At 60.6% G+C, this 21,932-nt stretch carries 13 protein-coding genes; 6 read left to right on the top strand and 7 right to left on the bottom strand.

The window, feature by feature from the left end:
- The first annotated feature begins 77 nt into the window (after nucleotides 1-77).
- Nucleotides 78-1,202 carry an OpgC family protein gene (locus ACZ89E_RS29105; RefSeq protein ID WP_149658032.1) on the top strand — a complete coding sequence of 375 codons (1,125 nt, stop codon included), beginning with the start codon at nucleotides 78-80 and terminating at the stop codon, nucleotides 1,200-1,202.
- A 178-nt stretch (nucleotides 1,203-1,380) separates the two neighbouring features.
- On the opposite strand, the gene ACZ89E_RS29100 is transcribed toward ACZ89E_RS29105, so the two are convergent.
- Nucleotides 1,381-2,802, bottom strand: a complete 1,422-nt coding sequence (locus tag ACZ89E_RS29100; RefSeq protein WP_054045290.1) for an amino acid permease — start codon at nucleotides 2,800-2,802, stop codon at nucleotides 1,381-1,383.
- An 839-nt stretch (nucleotides 2,803-3,641) separates the two neighbouring features.
- Here ACZ89E_RS29100 and ACZ89E_RS29095 point away from each other — a divergent pair.
- The 3 genes from ACZ89E_RS29095 to ACZ89E_RS29085 all read left to right on the top strand — a co-directional run bounded on the left by ACZ89E_RS29095 (nucleotide 3,642) and on the right by ACZ89E_RS29085 (nucleotide 12,807).
- Nucleotides 3,642-4,100: an REP-associated tyrosine transposase gene (locus ACZ89E_RS29095; RefSeq protein WP_476256881.1), complete on the top strand. Its 459-nt coding sequence runs from the start codon at nucleotides 3,642-3,644 to the stop codon at nucleotides 4,098-4,100.
- 434 nt (nucleotides 4,101-4,534) lie between these two features.
- A complete protein-coding gene (locus ACZ89E_RS29090) occupies nucleotides 4,535-7,645 on the top strand; it encodes a transglycosylase domain-containing protein (RefSeq protein ID WP_476257080.1) in 3,111 nt (1,036 codons plus the stop codon).
- A 320-nt stretch (nucleotides 7,646-7,965) separates the two neighbouring features.
- Nucleotides 7,966-12,807 (top strand): NEL-type E3 ubiquitin ligase domain-containing protein, encoded by a 4,842-nt coding sequence (locus tag ACZ89E_RS29085; protein ID WP_476257079.1) that lies wholly within the window; start codon nucleotides 7,966-7,968, stop codon nucleotides 12,805-12,807.
- 175 nt (nucleotides 12,808-12,982) lie between these two features.
- Here ACZ89E_RS29085 and ACZ89E_RS29080 read toward each other — a convergent pair whose 3' ends face one another.
- From ACZ89E_RS29080 to ACZ89E_RS29055, 6 genes are all read right to left on the bottom strand, one after another.
- Nucleotides 12,983-14,194 carry a hypothetical protein gene (locus tag ACZ89E_RS29080; RefSeq protein WP_476256880.1) on the bottom strand — a complete coding sequence of 404 codons (1,212 nt, stop codon included), beginning with the start codon at nucleotides 14,192-14,194 and terminating at the stop codon, nucleotides 12,983-12,985.
- A 70-nt stretch (nucleotides 14,195-14,264) separates the two neighbouring features.
- Nucleotides 14,265-14,765, bottom strand: coding sequence for a CS1 type fimbrial major subunit (locus ACZ89E_RS29075; RefSeq protein ID WP_476256879.1), 501 nt, complete (start codon nucleotides 14,763-14,765; stop codon nucleotides 14,265-14,267).
- A 74-nt stretch (nucleotides 14,766-14,839) separates the two neighbouring features.
- Nucleotides 14,840-15,583 (bottom strand): molecular chaperone, encoded by a 744-nt coding sequence (locus ACZ89E_RS29070; protein WP_149658036.1) that lies wholly within the window; start codon nucleotides 15,581-15,583, stop codon nucleotides 14,840-14,842.
- A gap of 44 nt (nucleotides 15,584-15,627) precedes the next feature.
- Complete coding sequence (locus tag ACZ89E_RS29065; protein ID WP_476256878.1) at nucleotides 15,628-16,836, bottom strand: hypothetical protein; 1,209 nt, start codon at nucleotides 16,834-16,836, stop codon at nucleotides 15,628-15,630.
- Nucleotides 16,837-16,841: 5 nt separating this feature from the next.
- Nucleotides 16,842-19,364 carry a CS1-pili formation C-terminal domain-containing protein gene (locus ACZ89E_RS29060; protein ID WP_476256877.1) on the bottom strand — a complete coding sequence of 841 codons (2,523 nt, stop codon included), beginning with the start codon at nucleotides 19,362-19,364 and terminating at the stop codon, nucleotides 16,842-16,844.
- A gap of 86 nt (nucleotides 19,365-19,450) precedes the next feature.
- Complete coding sequence (locus ACZ89E_RS29055) at nucleotides 19,451-19,945, bottom strand: CS1 type fimbrial major subunit (protein WP_149658039.1); 495 nt, start codon at nucleotides 19,943-19,945, stop codon at nucleotides 19,451-19,453.
- Between the two features lie 500 nt (nucleotides 19,946-20,445).
- On the opposite strand from ACZ89E_RS29055, the gene ACZ89E_RS29050 reads away from it, so the two are divergent.
- Complete coding sequence (locus ACZ89E_RS29050) at nucleotides 20,446-21,018, top strand: PadR family transcriptional regulator (protein WP_476256876.1); 573 nt, start codon at nucleotides 20,446-20,448, stop codon at nucleotides 21,016-21,018.
- The gene (locus ACZ89E_RS29045; protein ID WP_149658041.1) at nucleotides 21,015-21,803 is read left to right on the top strand and encodes a siderophore-interacting protein; all 789 of its coding nucleotides are present in this window, start codon (nucleotides 21,015-21,017) and stop codon (nucleotides 21,801-21,803) included. The genes ACZ89E_RS29050 and ACZ89E_RS29045 overlap by 4 nt, the downstream gene beginning before the upstream one ends.
- The last annotated feature ends 129 nt before the right edge of the window (nucleotides 21,804-21,932 follow it).

The raw sequence follows: 21,932 nt of genomic DNA, 5'->3' as shown, positions 1-21,932 counted from the left end.
GCGCCGCCCATTCGCGGCGCGCAACCTTTTGTGCCGCGTAGTACTCCTTTTCAACACCCGTTCAAGAGCCCTCAGTCATGACGTCTGAACGCGATCACCGCATCGACTTTTTTCGAGGCCTGGCCCTGATCTTCATTTTCTGGGATCACGTGCCGCACAACCCCCTCGGCCAAATCACCCCGCGTAACTTCGGTTTCAGCGATGCCGCGGAGATTTTCGTGTTTCTCGCCGGGTACGCGGCGGTCCTGGCCTACGGCAAGATTCTCCAGCGTGACGGTTATCTGGTCGCCTGCCTGAAAATCCTGCGCCGCACCTGGGTGCTGTACGTGGTGCATATCTTTTTGCTGGCGATGCTGATGGGCATCGTGTTCTTCGCCAACAGCCACGTGGAAACCCGTGACCTGGTGGAAGAAATGGGCATGCATCACTTCATCACCAACCCCCAGCAGGCGCTGACGGATGAGTTGCTGTTGCGCTTCAAACCCAACCTTATGGACCCGTTGCCGCTGTACATCGTGCTGCTGGCGGGTCTGCCGTTGGTGCTGCCCCTGCTACTGCGCAAGGCATGGGCGGTGGTGGCGGTGTCGTTGACGGTGTACCTGCTGGCGCCGTGGTTCGGCTGGAACCTGGCCGCCATCAAGGATGGCGTGTGGTACTTCAACCCGGTGGTCTGGCAACTGTTGTTTGTGCTCGGTGGCGCCGCCGCTGTGCATGGGCAGCGCCCGCGACAGCCCGATACTCGACCGCTGCTGCGCCAGCCATTGTTTGTCAGCGCAGCGGTGTACGCGGTGCTCGCCGGGGTGATTACGATCGCCTGGCGCTGGCCGGAAATTCATGACGCCGTGATGCCGGCGTGGCTGAGCAACCTGCTGTACCCGATCAGCAAGACTGACCTGTCGCCGGTGCGATTGCTGCATTTCCTGGCCCTGGCCTACGTCACCGCCAAACTGTGGCCCGACAACGGCTGGACCCGAAACTGGCTGGCGCAGCAGAGTTGCCGCATGGGTCGTTACTCGCTGGAAATCTTCTGCCTGGGCGTGCTGTTGGCGCCGTTGGCGGACATGGTCAATGCCATGACCGACGATGCGTTTGCCATGCAAATCTTCACCGCACTGGTGGGTGCCGGGTTGATGGCGTTGTTGGGGGCCTGGCTGGATTTCAACAAGCGCCTGACCCGGCCGGTGCAAACCGTCATCGCTTGATATCGGCAAGGCACACTTTGTGGCGAGGGGGTGTGGCTGAAGGAATGCAGAGGAGTGCTTCGCACTCCAACGGGGGCAAGCCCCGTCGCCACGAAAGCTCGCTCACCACAGTTCAGCGTTTCATAACAAAAAGCCCCGATCATCACGACCGGGGCTTTTGCATTTCAGGCGTTACCACTCAAGAAGCCGAACGCACCGCACCTTGCGTCGCATTGGTCGGTTGCAGCTTGAACACGTAGAACAACACCGTCAGCAGCACCAGGAACGCCGGCCCCACGTACAGCGCCACCCGAGTGTCCGGGAAGTACGCCATCAGCCCCACCACCAGCACCAGGAACGCCAGCGCCAGGTACGAGCTGACCGGGTACAGCCACATTTTGTATTTCAGCCCGGCCCGTTCGCTGGCGCTCAGGCCTTTGCGGAATTTGAGCTGAGCCAGCAGGATCATCACCCAGGTCCAGATCGCGCCGAAGGTGGCAATTGCCGTCACCCAGACAAAGACTTTTTCCGGAACCATGTAGTTGAGCAGCACGCCCAACAACAGCACGAAGATCGACAACAGCAACGCGCGACGGGGCACGCCGTTGCTGGATGTGGTGGCGAAACCGGCCGGGGCCTGACCGTTCTGCGCCAGGCTGTAGAGCATGCGCCCGGTGCTGAAGATGCCGCCGTTGCACGACGACAGCGCCGCCGTGATTACCACGAAGTTGATGATGCCGGCGGCGGTCTTGATGCCCAGACGCTCGAAGGTCATCACGAACGGACTGCCCTGGGTGCCGATTTCATTCCACGGGTAGATCGACAGAATCACGAACAACGCGCCGACGTAGAACAACAGGATCCGCCAGAACACCGAGCCGATCGCGTTGGGAATGGTCTTCTGCGGGTTCTTCGCTTCGCCGGCGGTCAGGCCGATCATCTCGACGCCGAGGTAGGCGAACATCACCATTTGCAGGGACATCAACACGCCTTGCACGCCATTGGGCATGAAGCCGCCATGGGCCCACAGATTGGAAATCCCCAGGGCCACGCCGTCGTTGCCGAAGCCGAACGCGATCACGCCGATACCGCCGATCACCATTGCAATGATGGTGACGATCTTGATCAGGGCGAACCAGAATTCGAATTCACCGAAGGCTTTGACCGCGATCAGATTGATGGTGCCCATGCTGATCAACGCCGACAGCGCCCAGATCCAGCGCGGCACGTCGGGGAACCAGACGCCCATGTACACCGCCACCGCCGTGATTTCCGCGACGCAGGTCACCAGCCACAGGAACCAGTAATTCCAACCGGTCAGGAAACCGGCCAAGGGGCCGAGGTAGTCTTGGGCATAGCGGCTGAAGGAGCCGGCGACCGGGTTGTGCACGGCCATCTCGCCGAGGGCACGCATGATCACCAGGATCGCCAGACCGCCAATGATGTAGGACAGCATGATCGCCGGGCCGGCCATTTCGATGGCCTTGGCCGAACCGAGGAACAGGCCGACACCGATACAGGCGCCGAGCGCCATCAGGCGAATATGCCGTTCGCCCAGTTCGCGTTTAAGCGGGCCGCCCTGAGCGGTCTCGCCTTGGGGCAGATGATTGCCTGCTGGCATAGGGGTACAACCTCGTCTTGTTATTGGATATGACCACCGAGCATCGAAGCGCCGACCGATAAGCCGTTGCTTGCCTGAAACCGGGCCTGCCTTTTGGGCAAACCCGTCTTGTAGGACAAAACCTGCAAGATCAGCGGGGCGTGCAGTATAAAAAGCTTCCGACAGGGTTTTTCACTCTATAAACCACAACATTCAGCCAGAACTCTCGCTAAAAGCCTGGTTTACGGAGGGGCATTAACTGGCTTTTGCCGCAATAGCCATCGTGAAAAACGGCGGTGAGTATTGCACAGCATTGGTGCATCGTCATGCTTGGACCTAAGTCGGATTTACCCCTCCAAAGGCTCTAACTCAGATCTCTCAGACGTAGACACCCTGTGGCGAGGGGGCTTGCCCCCGTTCGGCTGCGCAGCAGGCGCCAACCCTTCAATGAGTTTTGCCTGACACGCCGCGGTGGCTGTTTTTTGGGCTGCTTCGCAGCCCAGCGCGAGCAAGCTCGCTCGCCACAGGGGGACAGTGTTCGACTGAATAACCTTGCTGGCAGGCATCCGATCCTGGTTCCGAACAAAACTTCAAGCCTCACCCCTCATTGTGGCGAGGGAGCTTGCTCCCGCTCGACTGCGCAGCAGGCGCCAACCCTTCAATGAGTTTTGCCTGACACACCGCGGTGGCTGGTTTTGGGCTGCTTCGCAGCCTAGCGCGAGCAAGCTCGCTTGCCACAGTTGCTGGTCGCCACATTGAGTCCTTCAACCGATTCGGAATTCTCATACAGCAGTTGCCGGCTCAAGTAGGAAGCTGGCGGGCTAGGGTCATTTCAGATCACGGCAAAAGGACGCAATGGAATGCAAAAACATCCAAATTCCCATCGGCTACGTCATGGACGATATTCAGAACAAGGGCGAGGCTATCTGATCACGGCCGTCGTATATCAACGTCGTAAGGTTTTCACTGATTGGCGATTGGGACGACTCTTAGTGGCTGAATTCAGGCGAGCCCATGAACAACAATGGGTCAATTCGATTGCCTGGGTCATCATGCCGGACCACTTTCATTGGCTGGTACAACTTGAGCAGCGCTCCCTGGCGCAACTCATGCAAGCTATAAAATCCCACAGCACATTGAGCATTAACCGAGCATCAGGCACTCAGGGGGCTTTTTGGCAAAGCGGCTATCACGACCGCGCTATCCGCGATGGTGAAGAACTTCTGCCATTTGCTCATTACATCCTCGCCAATCCGGTACGTGCAGGGCTTGTTGAGGAAATCGGCGACTATCCGCTTTGGGATGCTTACTGGCTTTGATAGAACCTCTGAGGCTCCGTGGCGAGGGAGCTTGCTCCCGTTTGAGTGCGCAGCACTCATACAAAGGGTCTGCTGCGCAGCCCAGTGTGAGCAAGCTCGCTCGCCACAGGGGGGCAGTGTTCGACTGAATGGCTTTGGCGGCCGGCATCCGATCCTGGTTTCGAGCAAAACTTCCAAACCTCACCGCTCATTGTGGCGAGGGAGCTTGCTCCCGCTTGAGTGCGCAGCGCTCACACAAAGGGTCTGCTGCGCAGCCCAGTGCGAGCAAGCTCGCTCGCCACAGGGTAGCGTTCGACTTGATAACCTCACTCCCCGTAGCAAACAACCACCCATACGATTTCGAAATTTCTCTATTCACAATTTTTTCACCATCGCCAACCACCGTCTAAGCTTCAGACAAGTCCGATCAATCTGCGTGAATGGATCAGTCGACTATGGGCGCGTTATGGCAAAGCGATTCGAGTAAAACCGTGGTTCCGACTGAACGTGTGGATGATGCGCCTTTACCTGAAAAACCCCGTCGCTCCAAGCACGGCTGGAAGGCGTTCTGGTTGTTGTTGCTGATTATCCTGGTGGTGCTGGGCCTGGCCGCTGCCAAGGAAATGCGCACGTCGAAGTTTCAGGCCCGGGAGGTCAGCAAATTTGCCGCGTCCCTGAGTTATGAGGTGCAACCCGGTCCGAGCGATGCGATTCGCTACCCCGGTGCCGGTCCGTTCGACTTGCGTCTGGGCTACAGCGCCATGGGGGATTTTCTGCCTCGGCTGCTCAAGCGCAACTATGTGATTGCCGCGCAAGCCCGTTTTTCCCCGGCGTTGATGAACTACACCGACAAGGGCTTTTTCGTGCCCTATTCGGAGAAGATCCAGGCCGGGCTGACGATCACCGATTGCCGCGCGGCGCCGTTGTATCAGTTCAATTACCCGCAGCAGCTCTACTCCAGTTTCGAGTCGATTCCACCGGTGGTGGTCAACAGCTTGCTGTTCATCGAGAACCGTTTCCTGCTCGATCCCAAACAGCCCCTGGCCAACCCCGCCGTGGACTGGCCGCGCTTCGGCATGGCCGCATGGTCCCAGGTGGCCAAGTTGATGCATCTGCCGGGGCAGTCGGCCGGCGGCAGTACCCTGGCGACGCAGCTGGAGAAGTACCGCCATTCCCCCGATGGCTTGACCGTGTCCGGCGCGGAGAAGATCCGGCAGATGATTTCCGCCAGCGTGCGGGCTTATCAGCCAGGGCCGCAAACCCTGGAAGTGCGGCAGAACGTGGTGCGTGATTACCTCAACAGCGTGCCGCTGTCGGCCGTCCCCGGCCACGGTGAAGTGCATGGCATGGCCGAAGGCCTGCGAGTCTGGTACGGCGCCGATTTCAACAAGGCCAATGAAACCCTGTCCAGCACCGCCACGGATCCAAAAACCATGGCCGCCAAAGGCCTGGCCCTGCGGGAAATGCTGTCGCTGATGATCGCCCAGCGTCGCCCTTCCCACTACCTGACCAAGGGTCACGAAGAACTGGCCGACCTCACTGACAGCCACATTCGCCTGCTCGCCCTGAACAATGTCATCGATGCACCACTGGCCGCCTCGGCGCTGGCCAGTCAAGTGACGTACCGCGACTGGCAGACCCAGCCGACCCTCCAGCCCATCGAAACCAACAAAGGCATCAGCACCGCCCGCAGCCGCTTGGCGTCGATGCTCAACCGTCCGCTGTATGACCTCGACCGCCTCGACCTGTCGGCCACCAGCACCTTGCAAAGTGACTTGCAGGCCCAGGCCACCGAATACCTCAAGCACCTGGCCGACCCGGTGTTCGCCGGGCAGATCGGCCTGATCGGCGAACGCTTGCTGACCCCCACCAGCACCCAGGCGGTGCGCTACAGCTTTACCCTGTTCGAGCTGACCCCGGACGGCTCCCGCGTGCGGGTGCAGACCGACAGCACCGACCAACCGTTCGACATCAACGAAGGCAGCAAACTGGAACTGGGCTCCACCGCCAAGATGCGGGTGCTGACCACCTACTTGCAGATCATCTCCGAGCTGCACGACAAGTACGGCGACAAGACCGTGGCCGAGCTGAAGAAAACCGACGTGCCGGATCAGGATCGCCTGACCCGCTGGGTGGTCGATTACCTGATCCAGAACACCGACCGCAGCCTGCCGAAAATGCTCGGCGCCGCCCTTGACCGCAAATACTCGGCCAGCCCCGGCGAGGCGTTTTTCACCGGTGGCGGGTTGCACGTGTTCCACAACTTCCGCAACGAAGACAACGGCCGCATGCCGACCCTGCGCGATGCCATCCGCGAGTCGATCAACCTGCCGTTCATTCGGCTGATGCGCGACATCGTGCGCTACACCACCTATTCCGGGCCCAACAGCAGCGCCGAACTGCTCAAGGACGACCGCGACCCACGCCGTCAGGAATACCTGGCGTCGTTCGCCGACAAGGAAGGCACGTCGTTCCTGCTCAAGTTCTGGAAAAAGTACAGAAACAAGGACACTGACGCGCGCCTGGAAACCTTCCTCGACAGCATGCGCCCGACCCCGATTCGCATGGCCGCCGTGCACCGTTACCTCTACCCGGACGCCGAGCAAGCCGCCTTCAACACCTTCGTGCGCGCGCACCTCAAAGGCACCAAAGTCACGGAAAAACTCACCGACGAACGCCTGGAACGGCTCTACCTGAGTTACGGCCCCGGCTCGTATGACCTGCCGGACCAGGGTTTCATCGCCAAGGTCCACCCGCTGGACCTGTGGCTGATCGGTTACCTGCTGGGCCACCCCGACGCCAAGTGGAGCGAGATCGTCAAGGCCAGCCAGTTCGAACGCCAGGAAGTTTATAGCTGGCTGTTCAAGAGCAAACACAAAGGCGCCCGGGACAGCCGCATCCGCACCATGCTCGAGATCGAGGCGTTCCTCGACATTCACCAGCGCTGGCAGAAAGTTGGCTACCCGTTCGATCACCTGGTGCCGTCGCTGGCCACCGCCATCGGCAGCTCCGGCGACCGCCCCGCCGCGTTGGCCGAGTTGATCGGCACCATCCTCAACGACGGCATCCGCATGCCGACCCTGCGCATCGACAGTCTGCATTTTGCGGCCAACACACCGTATGAAACCCAGGTGATCAACGACCCCAACGTCGGCAAACGCGTGATGCCTTCAGAAGTCGCTGCGGCCATGCGCGAGGCCTTGTCCCACGTGGTGGATGCCGGTACTGCAAAACGGGTCTCCGGCAGTTTCAAAACCCCGGACGGCACACCGCTGGCCATGGGCGGAAAGACTGGCACCGGGGATAACCGTATCGAAGCGATTGGCTCTGGCGGCAGGATTCTGAGTTCGAAGTCGATCAACCGCACCGCGACCTTCGTCTTCTATATCGGCGATCACCACTTCGGCACTTTGACCGCGTTCGTGCCGGGTCGCTCAGCGGAACAATTCAAGTTCACCTCGGCGTTGCCCGTGCAAGTGCTCAAGGGCATGGCGCCGATCCTGACCCCGTATTTGCAGCCGGGTCGCAACACGGAGTGCGCGGCGCCGACGATGGCACAACGCTAATGCCGGAGGTCGCCGTGGCGTTTTCCTACGGCGATCACGGCATTGGTTACAAAGGTGGTAATTAATTATTTTCGGCAATCCAATTCCTGATCGTTAACTCGACATTCTTCAACTTCAGGAACAGACATTTAGACTTTTATTCTTCACGCCAGCGGATAGTTTTAGGGCTTCTCCTAACGTGAAGATCATTCAATATGTTTCAGTCACAAACAGTAAACAACTTGGTTGAATCGGACAACTCCGATAACAATAAAGGTCGTCATTACCCCTTCATCAAAGAAACACTCAACAGCGCTTTTACCCAGGCGTCCATTGAAAGAGTGCGGACGTTGGGCAAGGTCCGCCCCGTCCGCGAGTCCTGGTTCAACAGCGCCGACGAAGACCTGGCCAATGCCAACGTGGAATCCTGGACCCGCCAGAATGCGGTGGATCGCCTGCTCACTGTGCTTCAGGACATCCATGCCTTTGCCGAACCTTTGCTCAGGGCTGCACTGCAACGCCAATATGGGCTGAACCTTGATGTACGAGCCACTTGGTTAAATCTGTATATCCCCAAGGAACATCCCTGGTATGTGATTGATACGTCCAAGGGTGTCACCACCCGCAAAGTGTCTTTACTGGATGCGGCACTGCATAACTTCGCAAGTTCCGACACCTTTGAACCTCAATCGGACTTTATTACCCAGCCCGATGAACACGGGCACTTCGAAGTGGTGCCAATCAAACAACAAATGTCGCTCAAACAGTTCCAGACACTGTGCCGCGAGTTGAATATCGGCCGCCGTTACCGGCGTCATCTTCAACAGGTCCTGTTGCCGTCCAGCCCGGTGGCCGCAGGGGCCTTGCAACACTTTGTCATCCTCAACCAGAAGGCCGCGTTCAAGGCCGCCTTGCACCTGGCGCTGCAGACCCGTGACATCAGCCCCCAGGCACACCGCGGGTTGCTGGCCGTGCTCCACGGCTTCCCGAACCTGACCCTGGATGGCAATCTCCTGCAAGCCTGCGACCTGCGCCTGATGGACACCACCCTGACCGGCATCCTGATGTTTACCCCGACGCCATCCCCGCACAATCGCGCGTCCAACCGCATGCTGGCGTACGTCCCCCACGACCCGGAGCACCCCCTCAAGGAATACCCGTCGGCGACCGCTTGCATCGTCGAACTCGGTCGCCAACTGCGGGAGAACAAAAGCCTGCCGTCGACCGGGCAGACCTATCGGCAGTTCTTCAGCCAGTTTGTCGACCAGCAACAGCGCGGGCATTTTTTTGCCGGCCTGGAGCAACGCCTGAGCCAGGTCAAATGGCACGAGTTGGCGCCGACCGATCCCGGCCCGAGCTGGCGTGATACACCGGTGCCCCGGCCCAAACTCGAGGCCAGCGCCGTGCCGGTCACCGGTGCGCTGTGGGAGCATCGGTACCAGCAGGCACTGAACAAGATCCTCAATGATGGCCGTGAGATCGCGGTCTCCACCGGCGATGCCGACAGCCGCTCGCGCTGGGCCTGGTGGGACAATTTCAAGAAAATGCTCTCGGACATTTTCAACGTCGCGCTGATGGTGGTGGCCCCGTTCGTGCCGGGCCTGGGGGAATTGATGCTGGCCTACACCGCCTATCAACTGACCACGAATGTGATCGAGGGCGTGGTCGATCTGGCTGAAGGCCAATGGACGGAAGCCGCCGAGCATGTGATTGGCGTGGTCACCGATGTCGTTCAACTGGCCGCGTTGGGTGTCGGTGGCGCGGTCGGCGACGTGTTCAAACTCAAACTGTCGCCGCTGATCGAAGGCATGACCCCGGTGCAACTGCCCGGCGGTAAAACCAGGCTGTGGAACCCTGACCTCAGCCCGTATGAACAACAGATCCGCCTGGAGCAGGACTCCAAGCCCAATGACCTGGGCCTGCGCAACATCGAAGGCCAGGACATCCTGCTCCTCGACCAAGGGACCTACCACGTCAAAAAAAACCCCGACACCGGCGAGCATCGCATCCAGCACCCCACTCGTCCCGAGGCCTACGCACCGAAAATCAGCCACAACGGCCACGGCGCCTGGCTGCTCGAAGGGGAAAACCCGCGCACCTGGGACGCCTACACCCTGATGAAACGCCTCGGCCATCGCACCGATGGCTTCAACGCCGACCAACTGGAGAACATCCGCCGGGTCAGTGGCACGGACGAAGGGGTGCTGCGCCGCATGCATGTCGAGCAGACCCCGCCACCGTTGCTGCTGGACGACACCCTCAAGCGCTACCAGGCCATCAAGGATATCGCCGTGGTCCGCGAGCAAATTCGCTCGGGGTCGGCCATGGAACCCTCGTCCTACTGGTTCGAACAATTGGTCACTGAACTGCCCGGCTGGCCGGCGGACTACGCGCTGAACGTCTACGAACGCTCCAACCTGACCGGCATGTTCCGCGCCTATGGCAGCGCCCCGGCAACCGCGCGCCGGACGCTGAACCTCAGCCTCGCCGAGGTGATGGCCGGCAGGCTCCCGGAGCGGGTCGCGGGCTTTCTGGACGAGGCGCAACTGGCCCGTTTGCTCGGTGCACACTTGCCCGCCGATGCGCGGGTACAAGCATTGCGTGATCGCTTGATTGCGCGGGTGAATGAGCGCAAGGCCGACCTCGCGGACTACCTGTACCGCGCCAGGGCCATCAGCCAGGACGCCAAGGTCTTGCGCTTGCAACAGCAATACCCGGACTTGCCGACGGACGTCGCCGAAACCCTGTTGGCCGGCGCCGGCAGCAGCGAACTGGCGACACTCGCCGAACCGCAGCGCATCCCCCTGCGCCTCCGGGGCCTGGCGCGTGAATGCGCGTTTGAAACCCGCACGGCGCGGGCCTTTGAAGGTTTCTACCAGCGCGACCGCGTGACCATCGACACCGAACGCCTGGCCCTGAACGTGCTGCGGCTCAACAGCGACACCTTCAACGGATTGCGCATCGAGGTGCGTGACGGCACCTTCGACGGCCCGTTGCGCTGCCGGGTCGGCGCCGATGAGGCCGCGAGCGTCACAGTGCTGGTGCGTGATGAACACGGACGCTACGAGGTGCGTGACCACGAAAACCGCCCGTTGCATCCTGCCTTCAATCTGTACGAGGCGATTCTGCGCGCCATGCCTGAAACGTCGCGCCTGGAACTCGGCTACCGCCCCGGCGAGGGCGCCTGGTTCAAGGAATGGCTGATGGTCAAGGCCGAGCCACCGGCCGCACGGCGCACCGCGTTGCTGGAGCCGCCGATCCGGCCGATGGCCCAGCGCGAGACCCTGCTGCTGTTGCGCGGCCCTGCACTGTCCCGGGAAGCCAGGACAGTTGGGCAACGGGTGCTGGATCTGTATCCGCATTTCAGCGAACAGGACGTGGAGGTTTTTCTTCACTCGTTGCCCCGTGATGCCGACCCCGTCCAGGTGCTCAAGGCCCTGGAGAAAGAATTGAACAAGTTACGCAACGTGCTCAGCACCTGGCAGGAACAGGTGGCGGTGTCCCTGCCCGACGAGGCCGCCATTGCGCCCGATGCCGTCAGGCATGTGGCCGACCGCCTGGTGGAATGCTTCGAGCGAAAACCCCGGGTGTTCGATGAACGCAGTACGTCGCTGAGCGGCGGTTATGCGCTGGACCTGTCCAGCGATCTGCGGCGCTACAACCTGGAACGCTGGTGGAAAAAACTGCCGGACATCAGGCCCTGGCTCGAGCAGATCACCACGCTGAATCTCGATGGCATGGATTTCTCGCTGCGCTCGGACGGGATGTTGCGCAACTTCACCCAACTGCGCCAGTTCAGCGCGCGCCGCTGTGGCCTGACGGGCCTGCCGGCCGGAGTCGGGAAGATGTCCGGCCTCGAAACCCTGCGCCTGAGCGACAACCGCATCCGCCTGACCGAGGAGGCCGTGGCGCAACTGGCCAACCTGACCCGCTTGCAAACCCTGCGCCTGGAATACAACGTGCTGGGCCTGCCACCGAACGTCCAGCGCATGCCGCGCCTGAAGGTCCTCAACCTCGCCTACACGGGCCTCGCCACCTGGCCCGAGGGCTTGCTGAGCCGGCCGCGTCCCCGGGGCTTTTTCCTCGACCTGTCGGGTAACCCGATCAACACCGTTCCCCGGGCCATACGCGGCTCGAGCAATGCGTGGACGGTCGCCCGGACGCGACTGGACGCCCGCCAATTGCTCGACGCCCATCGTCAGACGTTTTATTCGTACCGCCGCTCGGTGGGCCTGCACCGGGAGAACATCTACGAACCGCTGGCGCAACGGGCGCGGGACAAATGGCCGCTCAATGACGACACCTCACTGTGGGGCAATCGCTCCCCTGGCCTGGGCACCTGGCGCGCCGAAGCCTGGGACCACTTGATGAACGAAGCCAACAGCGAAGGGTTTTTCCGGCTCATCGACAGCCTGACCACCTCCGCCGATTACCGGGCCGGCGGCTGGGTGCGGGAACAACTGTCGCGCCGGGTCTGGGAACTGATCGATGCCATGGACCTGGACACGCCCTTGCGCGAAAAGCTGTTCCGCACCGCTGAAAACCCGGAAAACTGCGCGGATGCCCGCTCCGAGCTGTTCAACAGCATGGGGGTGCAGGCGCTGGTGTCCCAGGCTTACGCCTATTCGACGTCGGCGATTGAACTGGAGCCGCGGCTGGTGAAATTGGCCAAAGGTGCGACGCGCCTGGACCGGGTCAACGACATCGCCCGGGCCGATTCCCTGTCGCGCCCCAGCCGGGCCGAAGAGGTGGAAATCTACCTGGCGTATCAAACATCACTGGCGCGACGCCTGGACCTGCCCTGGCAGTCCGACTCCATGCTCTACCGAACTGTCGCGGCGGTGCCGGACGAGGCCATCGACCGGGCCTTTGCCACCGTACTGGAACTGGAAAGCGGCGACGGGCTGGTCAATGGCATGCTCGAACAACCGTTCTGGGAAAACTATTTGCGAGAGACCTACCCCGAGCAATGGCTGGCCAACGACCAGGATTTTGATCAGCAGCTGGACGCCCTGGAAGAACAGCGCAACGCCACCGGCAGCCAGCCAGCGATGAGTGATCAGGCCTACACGACCCGGCTCAATGAGTTGACTTACAACCGACTGACACTGGGCCGCCACCTGACCCGCCGAGCTGCTGAAAAAGCAGGGGCTGGAGGCATAAAGCCGATCAGCCAAGCCTGACACCGAACTTGTGGCCAGGGGGCTGCTGTGGCAGGAGGGCTTGCTGTGGCGAGGGGGCTTGCCCCCGCTGGGCTGCGAAGCGGCCCCTCTCTTTTGCCGGAGAAAGGAGGGGACTGCTGTGCAGTTCAACGGGGGCAAGCCCCCTCGCCACAAGTGCGGTGTCGCGCCTACAGACTCACACCTCCGAATCCCAAATCACAGTGATGTTGCCCTTGTAGGGTCGGCCTGTGCTGTTGCGGATGAAAAACGCGGTATCACGTTCCGGCACTTCGAAATGCAGGGTTCCCGGCTTTCGATCCACATAGACGCCAGGCTGGAACGTCACCGATTCCTCACGGTTCAACAACAATCGATTGACCGGTTTGCCGCTGCTGTCGGTCAGCCCGTGGGGCAGGCTGACGCTGACGGTGACCAGCCCGGCATACCCCGACTCCCGATCAATGATCCCGCAGCCCTCGCTCAGGTCGAGTTCACATTCCAGTTGCATCTTGAACCGCGATGACGCCGAGATGAGGAAGGTCTGGTCACGCAACAGGCGCGTGGGTGGCCGTGCCTGATCGAGCCAACTGCTCCACCCGCCCTTGGGTTCCAGGAGGATTTGAGTACCGCCGGGTGGAAGGTCGACTTTGAGGGTGTGTTGCACATCGAGGACGAAGTCCAGGGTCAGGTTGCTGTCAGTGGGTTGCATGTTGCCGATGTTGAAATCCCCGCCGGGACCGATCTGGTAGTTGATCGACCCGGTATAGAGCCCGCTGGACATGCCCAACGGGTTGGGCGTGCGCAGTTCGTAGGCGAAATCCAGGGTGTCGAAATACATGGCGGGAATCCGGAACGCCGCCACTTTTGTGCAGTTGGCTTCTACGGGGGTTTTCCAGAAAAAACGGTAGGTGGTGTCGCTGTAAGCACCTACACCACTGTACGTACAGGGCGGCGATGCATAAACCCAACTGCTCATCTGCCCGCCCCAGAGTTGCTGGTGCCCTGCGACCGCGGTCGCGGCTCCCGTGAGGTTCATTGCCGTGTCACTCAGCACGTAATCGGAACCTATACCGCTAATGCGCACTTCAACGGTTTCTGTTTCCTGAGTGTCCCGGTTGGTCACCGTCAATCGGCGCCAGCCAGCCGGCACCTTGATCGGTACCTCCGACCCCGGGGCAATGTCAGTACGCGGGTGGAAGCGCTCCGGCAGCCGGATACTGAACATGTCCTGTTGTGTGCACTCCTGCGGGTAGCTGGCGCAGTAACCGCTGTTCGGTGTCTGGTTGATAAACACGTTTTTTTGCGGCTGCGACGAATCCGGCGTGAACAGCGCCCGGATCTCCTGATTGACCGCCAGCGCCGAAGGCGCAACCAGCATCAGTGCCAGTCCGTAGATAGACATTTTCATGGGTTTCAACCTGCCTTCAGATCAGTCGATGTGACATCAGCCAAAAGCCGCAGCACCGCCCCTTGCGGGTCTACCCGCCCGGTGCCTTGGCGTTGAACAACAGCAACACATTGCCGTAGTAATCGCCGGGGCGATAACCGCCCGCCGGCAACTGCGGCTCGATTTCCAGCAAGACCCGCGAGCCCACCGCCGCATCGGCGGCGGACACCACTAGCCGGGGTTCGACGGCGTGACTCAGTTCGACGCCATTGAAGCTGACCCGCAATTGGATATCGTCCGCCGGGTGGCCGTTGCTGAGATAGGGCTGCAACTCCAGGCGCGCTTCGATCGCGCTGGTGTCGTGGCGCACATCAAAATATTTGCGCAGGCTGCCCAGCCGGGAAGTCTCCCTGAGCCAGGGCAGGATCTGCTCGCGGTGAATCCAGTCCGATTGCGCCGGCGTCACATAAAACGAACGCGTCGGCACTGTCAGGCTGACTTCGAACGTGTGCTCCTCGCGCGCCGCCAGTGCCGAAAGACTCATCAGCCCCGTGGCCGCCATCAACGCCGCAACCGTGCATTGCTTGATCATGTTTTGTTACCCACAAAGATTTAACACTGCAGCCCGCGCCCACATGAACCGAGTTTCACCGACTGACATCAGCCTTACCGACTGGCGATTTTCAGCGACTTCTTGCTGTCGCCTTCGATCACCATGAAGCGGTACTCACGTCCCTTCTCTTTGTCGAAACCAAAGGACCTGCCCGCCAACACGTGGTGCTTGGTGGTCGGCCCGCAGTCGTTTTCCTTGCTCAGCGAGCAGCTCTTGAACTCGTCGACCACCAGCACGGTATTGCCGTTGTTGCGCAGTTCATAACGGCTGGCGGTGTCATTGACGGCCGTGTCGTAGCGGGCATTTTGCGGGCGCACGAAAAAGATCGTGCCGAACCCGGTCATCACGTTGACCCCCGCCGACAGGCTCTTTTTATAGTCGTCGCGCTCCTCGCTGCTGATCACGAAATCGTCTTCTTTCTCCGGCACCACGGGGATGAAACGCACACGGAAGTAACGCTCGACGTCACGCTCGCCCATGTACAGCAAACGCGTGCCCTGCATGCCTTGGGCCGGCACGATCAAGCGTGCCGGGCTGGCCATGATGCCCTTGCGCGAGGTGCCGTCCGCCGAGCTTTCGACCGGGATTTCGCGGGACGTACCGTCGGCGTCGTAGACGATTTCCAGGACATTGATCTTGACGAATGCGGTGCTGTCACCGCTGTTGAACACCCGTTTCAGGTAGGTGCTTTTATCGCCATCCAGGTAGTCGTAGACCGTGCCGACATTGATCTGCGGGCCGGCCTGCACCGCCAGGGAAAATGTACCGAGCAACCCCATCAACAACAGAAATCTCATTGCTTTGCGCCTCTTGAAAAATACCTGCGGGCTGACCCGGACGGTCAGACTTCCGAATCCCAGATCACGGTGATGTTGCCCTTGTAGGGCCGCCCCTTGCTGTTGCGCACAAAAAACGCGGTTTCGCGTTCCGCCACGTCGAAATGCAGGGTTCCCGGTTTTCGATCCACGTAGACGCCGGGCTGGAACGTGGCCGAGTCCTCGCGGTTCAACGGCACGCGCATGACCGGTTTGCCGCCGCTGTCGGTCAACCCGTGGGGCAGGCTGACGCTGACGTTGACCAGCCCGGCGTAACCCGACTCACGATCGATGATCCCGCAGCCGTCGGTCAGGTCGAGCTCGCATTCCAGTGACATCTTGAAGCGCGATGACGCCGAGATAAGGAAGGTCTGGTCACGCAACAGGCGGGTCGGCGGACGACCCTGATCGAGCCAGCTGCTCCACCCGCCCTGGGGTTCCAGGACGATGTGATTGCCGCCGGGCGGAATATCGACTTTCAAGGTGTGTTGCACATCGAGCACGAAGTCCAGCGTCAGGTTGCTGTCATTGGCGACCATGTCGCCAATGTTGAAATCCCTGGCCGCGCCGTTGAGCAGGTAATTGATCGACCCGGTGTAGAGCCCGCTGGACATGCCCAGCGGGTTGGGCGTGCGCAGTTCGTAGGCAAAATCCAGGGTGTCGAATGACATGAACGGGATTCGAAACGACGTGACTTTGGTGCAGTCGCCTTCGCTCGGGGTTTTCCAGAAAAACCGATAGGTATTGGGGCCGTAGGCACCGACACCGCTGTAGAGGCAATTGGCCGGTGCATAAACCCAACTCAGTCCACCCCAGAGCTTTCGGTGCCCTTCAAGGATGTCGGTTTCCCCCGTCAGACTGGCGGAGGTATTGCTCAGGACGTAATTGGAACCAATGCCGCTGATGCGCACTTCAACGATTTCCGTTTCCAGGGTGTCGCTGTTGGTCACCGTGATTTGGCGCCAGTAGGCCGGTACGCGGATCGAAACACCCGCCATGGGCAACATGGGGCCTTTGGGGCCGAAATTGATCGGCGCGCGGATGCTGAATGTTTCGTTCATCCTGCACTCGTCCGGGTAGGTGGCGCAGTAACCGCTGTTCGGTGTCTGGTTGATAAAGACATTTTTCTGCGGCTGCGACGGGTCCGGCGTGAACCGCGCCCGGATCTCCTGATTGAACCCCAGCGCAGAAGGCGCGACCAGCGCGAGCGCCAGCCCGTACATACTCATTTTCATAGGTTTCAACCTGCCTTCTGATCGGTCGGCGTGACGTCGGCCAGGGTGTCCGGCGTGCAGCGCAGGTCCCCGATCATCAACACGTTGTTTTCACTGCGATGACGATTGGCATCGAGGCGGAACTGACACAGCAGCTGATTGCCCTGGCGCACTTCCAGGGTCGGTGAAGCGGCGTGCATTTCCATGGAGAAGAAGCCGTCGACCTCGGTCACCCCGCGACTGGCGTGGTTGATCACGTGATGGCCCTTGAGCGGCCGGCCCTGGGCATCCACCAGGCGACCGAGCACGGTGAGGGTTTTCATCACCCGCACCTTGCGGTAATCCACGCCGCCCTTGTTCAGGTGATAACGGGTCCGTTGCGGCTCGATGTTGGCGGCCGGCACGTGATTGCCTTCGAAATCGAAACTCACCGAGCTGTTCTGGTACGCCGTGATCGGGATGAAGTTGCGTCCCGGACGCAGGGCCACGCTGCCGCCGCTGAAGTCGTCGGCGCGCAAGGCGATGCCGTCGATGTCCGATTCCACATCGACAATCAACCCGGCGCCGCGCACATCGCTTTGGCTGGTCAAGGCTATTTGCTGGCTGCCGATGACCAGGGTGCTGTCCAGGTTCAAGCCGCCGGTGAAGTTGTTGTTGTAGGAGGAACGCTGGACAAAACCGTCGCCCCGGACTGCCTCGGTGCGGAACGCGGCCAGGCTCGACAAGCCGACGCCGTACGTGTCCGTGAGTGCAGTGACCGAGACGTTTTGCAGCACGTGGTCCTTCAGGTCCTTGCGCCAGCCCAGGGACGCATTGTTATCGCGCCCGCCTTCACGGGCGGTGCGCGAACCGATGCTGCCGGTGATCTGTTGCCCGGGCGCACCCAGCGCCAGGTTGAGGCTCAGATCGACTCCGCGATTGCGATCATCGCCGCTGCTGAAACTGCCGGGGCGATCGAACAGCGACAAGCGCCAACTGGCATCGCTGCCCCAGAGCACAGTGCGTTGGGTCCAGCCCAGGTCCAGGCCAATCCCCTCGACATTGCCCTCACTGTGGGACACCCGGGCATTGATCGAGCTTTTGCTGCTCAGGCGATGATTGAGCGCCAGGGACGAGTTGCTGGTTTCGCCGATGAACACGTTGCGCTGGCGCACCCGGGTGCCGTCGGGCAGCACATCGTAGATATCCGTGGTGTCGAGCCAGCTGCGGTTATGGCTGATCACCACACTGCCGGAGCCGTAGCTGTACAGGCTTTGCAGATCGACGCCGGTGCCGTGGTCCTCGGTCTGGTAGACGTTGGCATACAGGCTCAGTTGATTGGCCAGGGTCCAGTCGATGGACGTGCCGTACTGCATTTTTTCCCGGATCTGGCGCGCCGACAGCCCGAGAATCACCCGCGGATGCAGCAGGTAATTGACCGAGGCACCGGCCGTGGCACTGCCGCTGGCCTGCTGGTCCCAGTTGCTCAGCAACTTGGTTTCTTCCCCGGCAAACAGGTTATAGCGCCAGCGCTCGTCGAGGTTGCGCCAGTTATTGGGTTTGTAGACCAGCTCCTGGGTGGTGGAGGTCGTCTGGCCGTCTTCGATCAGCCGCACTTCCACTTCGTAGATGCCACCGGGCAACGGCCGGGTGTCGAGGGTCTGCAAACCGGCGGGCACCGATTGGGTATTGATCAGCAAACCCTCGCGATAAATTTCCACCGACGCCTGGCGGTTGGCCGTGACGTAGATCGGATAGATGCTGGGCGCCGGGTTGTTGATCGCCAGGCTGTCGGAGCTGCCATACATGACGCCGACGGTGGTGTCGGGGCTGTTGCCAAACGTGCGCGGTTGGCGGGTCAGCCCTTCGGAATTGGGGGTGAAATAGCCCAGGCGCAGGAACGTGCCCTGCAATTCGCGCTGGGTATAAAGCTCGTGTACCGCGTGGTAAAGCTGATTGTCCGGGCCGCCGAGACGGGCCAGTTGCATATTGAACGTCTGGCTCCAGTTGCCGAGGCTGCCACTGGCTTCCAGGCCGAAGCGTCCGCCCAGGTCCTGGTCCTGACCACCGTTGAGGTTGAGCTGATTGCGCAGCATCAAGCCACTGCTGCCGCCCTCCGGTTGTTCGAAGTACCGCTTGACCTCGGTGTCGCGCTCGGCGTTTTCGGTGAGGATCGACAGCAGCGAGTTTTCCAGGTTGTAGTGCACCGCCAGCAGTTGTTCCGGGCATTGTCGGGTGCAACTGCCCAGGGGCACGCCGGGTTTGAGATAGCTCGCCCAGGTTTCACGCTCGGCGGCGTTGAAGCGGCTGTCGCGGGTGTCGGTGAATTCGAGCAGGGTGATTCGGTCATCCCGGGACAGCACGACCATCGCCTCCCCCAGGGGTTGTTGATCGAGTTCCACACGAACCGCCAGCGGCACATCAAAAAAGTGCTCCTCGAATTCCGCCGGCAAGCCCTTGGCCTGTGCCAGCAGACTTCGCGGTGTAGTACCGGAGGAAACCGGAGCCGCCACCGCGCTGGCACAAAACAACAGCGCAAGCGCAGCCGCGATGGGGGTCATCGGGAACATGAACTCATACTCAGATTGCAAACCAATGGAAATCCGACGGGCAGGACACATTGCCCGCCCGCCGGTTGATGCCAAGTAAGGGTAAGTTAGCGAACACCGCCAACTGGAGGGACGGCATCAAAGACCATGGCCACCGAGCCGGTGTAGTCACCCGGTGCGAAAGTTGTACCTTTGGCGCTGATGAGCAGCGGCGCACGGAAGTTCACATCGGACTCGGATTCACCGGCGACCATTTGCGGCGTGGTGGTCAGTTCCTTGCCACTGATTTGAACTTGCAAGTCGATGGTGTTAGCACCGGAATACAGTTTTGGCGCGGTCACGACACTGGCGTGTACCGAACCGTTGTTGTTGCGCATATCAAAGAAACCTTCGATATTTGCCGGTTTGCCGGTGGTCGGCTGCATGTCCATGCGCTGGTCCTTGTTGACCAGGTCTGGATCGACAGGCACCACGTAGAAACCGTTGGTCGGTACATGGGCGACAATGCTGATCGAGTGACGCGCTTCACCGGCGGCGAATGCCATGGAAGAGGTCAGCGCCAGCAAAGCCAGTGGTGCAGCAACAGTCATTTTCTTGAACATCTTTAAGTACCTGTCTTGTCAATTAAGTGGCTTATTAAAAGTTCAAACCCTGCCATGCCTGCCGGTAGGGGCCTGAACTTTCAACGCCAGCAAATGATCCGCTACCGCCCTCGGAATGTAAGCAAGTAACTTCCGACGGACATGTAGTTAGATGCCCTCGCAACAGGTCGGACAAAAGAACAAAAAAGGCAATTATCGATGGATAACTGTCAGCACTTTCCTACCGACAGTTTTATTAAAAAAACCATACAGCGATATAACGAGTAAATACGGGGCCAACGGCACTTGCGGACTATAAACCGATGAATTAATAGAGTGATAACTTTAACTTTAAAGTTACGCGGCCTTGAGCCACCGAAAAATCGATTTGACGATGCCAGGGCTGACTCGCCAGCCAGGCACCGTTCGTCGGCGTGCGGAAAGGTCTTTCGGAAAAGGTCTTGCGCCGGTCTTAAGATATATCTTAAGTTGTATCTAAATACGACGAGAGCACTGAAAAAATGAGAGACCATCATTCCCACCGCGAACACGGTGACGGCCGCGACGGCTTCGAGAAACGCCCTGGCCGCGAACGCGGCGGACGCGGCCCACGGGTGTTCGCCCCCGGCGATTTGAAATTGCTGTTGCTGGCGCTGATCGCCGAACAGCCGTGCCACGGCTATGACCTGATCCGCCAGATCGAAGGCATGTTCGACGGCGCCTACAGCCCCAGCCCCGGGGTGATCTACCCGACCCTGACCTTCCTCGAAGAAAGCGAAATGATCTCCGGCGACGCCGAGGGTGGAAAAAAACGCTACAGCGTGACCGACGCCGGCCGCCAATCTCTGGGCGACCAGGCAATTGCCCTGGAAGGCGTGCGGATGCGCATCGACGTGAGCAAACGTTCCCTGCGCGGCCATGATCGCCCGGCGGAAATCCACGAGGCGGTGCATAACTTGCGTCATGCCCTGCAACTGCATCACGGGCGCTGGAGTGCCGAAGAAATCGTCCGCGTCGCCGCCCTGCTCAACAACACCGCCAAAGCCATCGTCGACGGCCCTGCCGTTCAAGCCGCCCAGGAGAACGCCGAATGAATGTCGTTTTTGAAAACCAGACCATCCATCGCGTGATGCACGAAATCAAACGCCGTCGGCTGGAGGTGTTGCGAGTGGTCGACCTGACCCCGCGCATGCGCCGCATTACCTTGGGCGGGCCGGAGCTGGCGGGCTTCGTCAGCCTCGGCACCGACGATCACGTCAAACTGCTGTTCCCGCAGAACGCAGCGGAAGCGGCGGCACTGGAAACCCTGGTGCTCGGCGCCGGCAAGACCGATCAACCGCTGCCGGCCATGCGCGACTACACGCCCCGGCGCTACGACCTGGACACCCTGGAACTGGACATCGATTTCGTCCTGCACGGCGACGGCCCTGCCTCGACCTGGGCCGAGCAGGCGCAGCCCGGGCAATTCCTGCACATCGGCGGGCCGCGGGGCTCGATGATCGTGCCGGACATCTTCGACAGCTACCTGCTGATCGGCGACGAAACCGCCCTGCCCGCCATCGCCCGCCGCCTGGAAGGCCTGGCGCCCAACCGCCGGGCGCTGGTGATCATCGAGGTGGAAAACGGCGGTGAGCAACAGACGCTGGAAAGCCCGGCGCAGGTGAATGTCATTTGGGTGTTGCGCGATAACGGCCAGAACAGCCTGCTGAACGCGGTGAAAGAGTTGCAGGTGCCGAGCGGTAATCTGTATGCGTGGGTGGCGACCGAGACCAAGGTTTCACGGCAGATTCGCCGGGTGCTGCTCGATGAGCATGGGCTGGATGAGCAGTTGGTCAAAGCGGTGGGTTACTGGCGGGCGGATGGCACCCTCGAAGAGTGATTGATGTTTGTGGCGAGGGGGCTTGCCCCCGTTCGACTGCGAAGCAGTCGCAAAATCAACAAACGCGATATGCCAGATAAAATTCGTATACAGGTTTTGCCGCCGCTTCGCGGTGCAACGGGGGCAAGC

This window comes from Pseudomonas sp. TE3899 (assembly GCF_056279105.1).
Note: the sequence above shows the minus strand (reverse complement) of the source record. Positions and strands in the feature narration are given on the sequence as shown.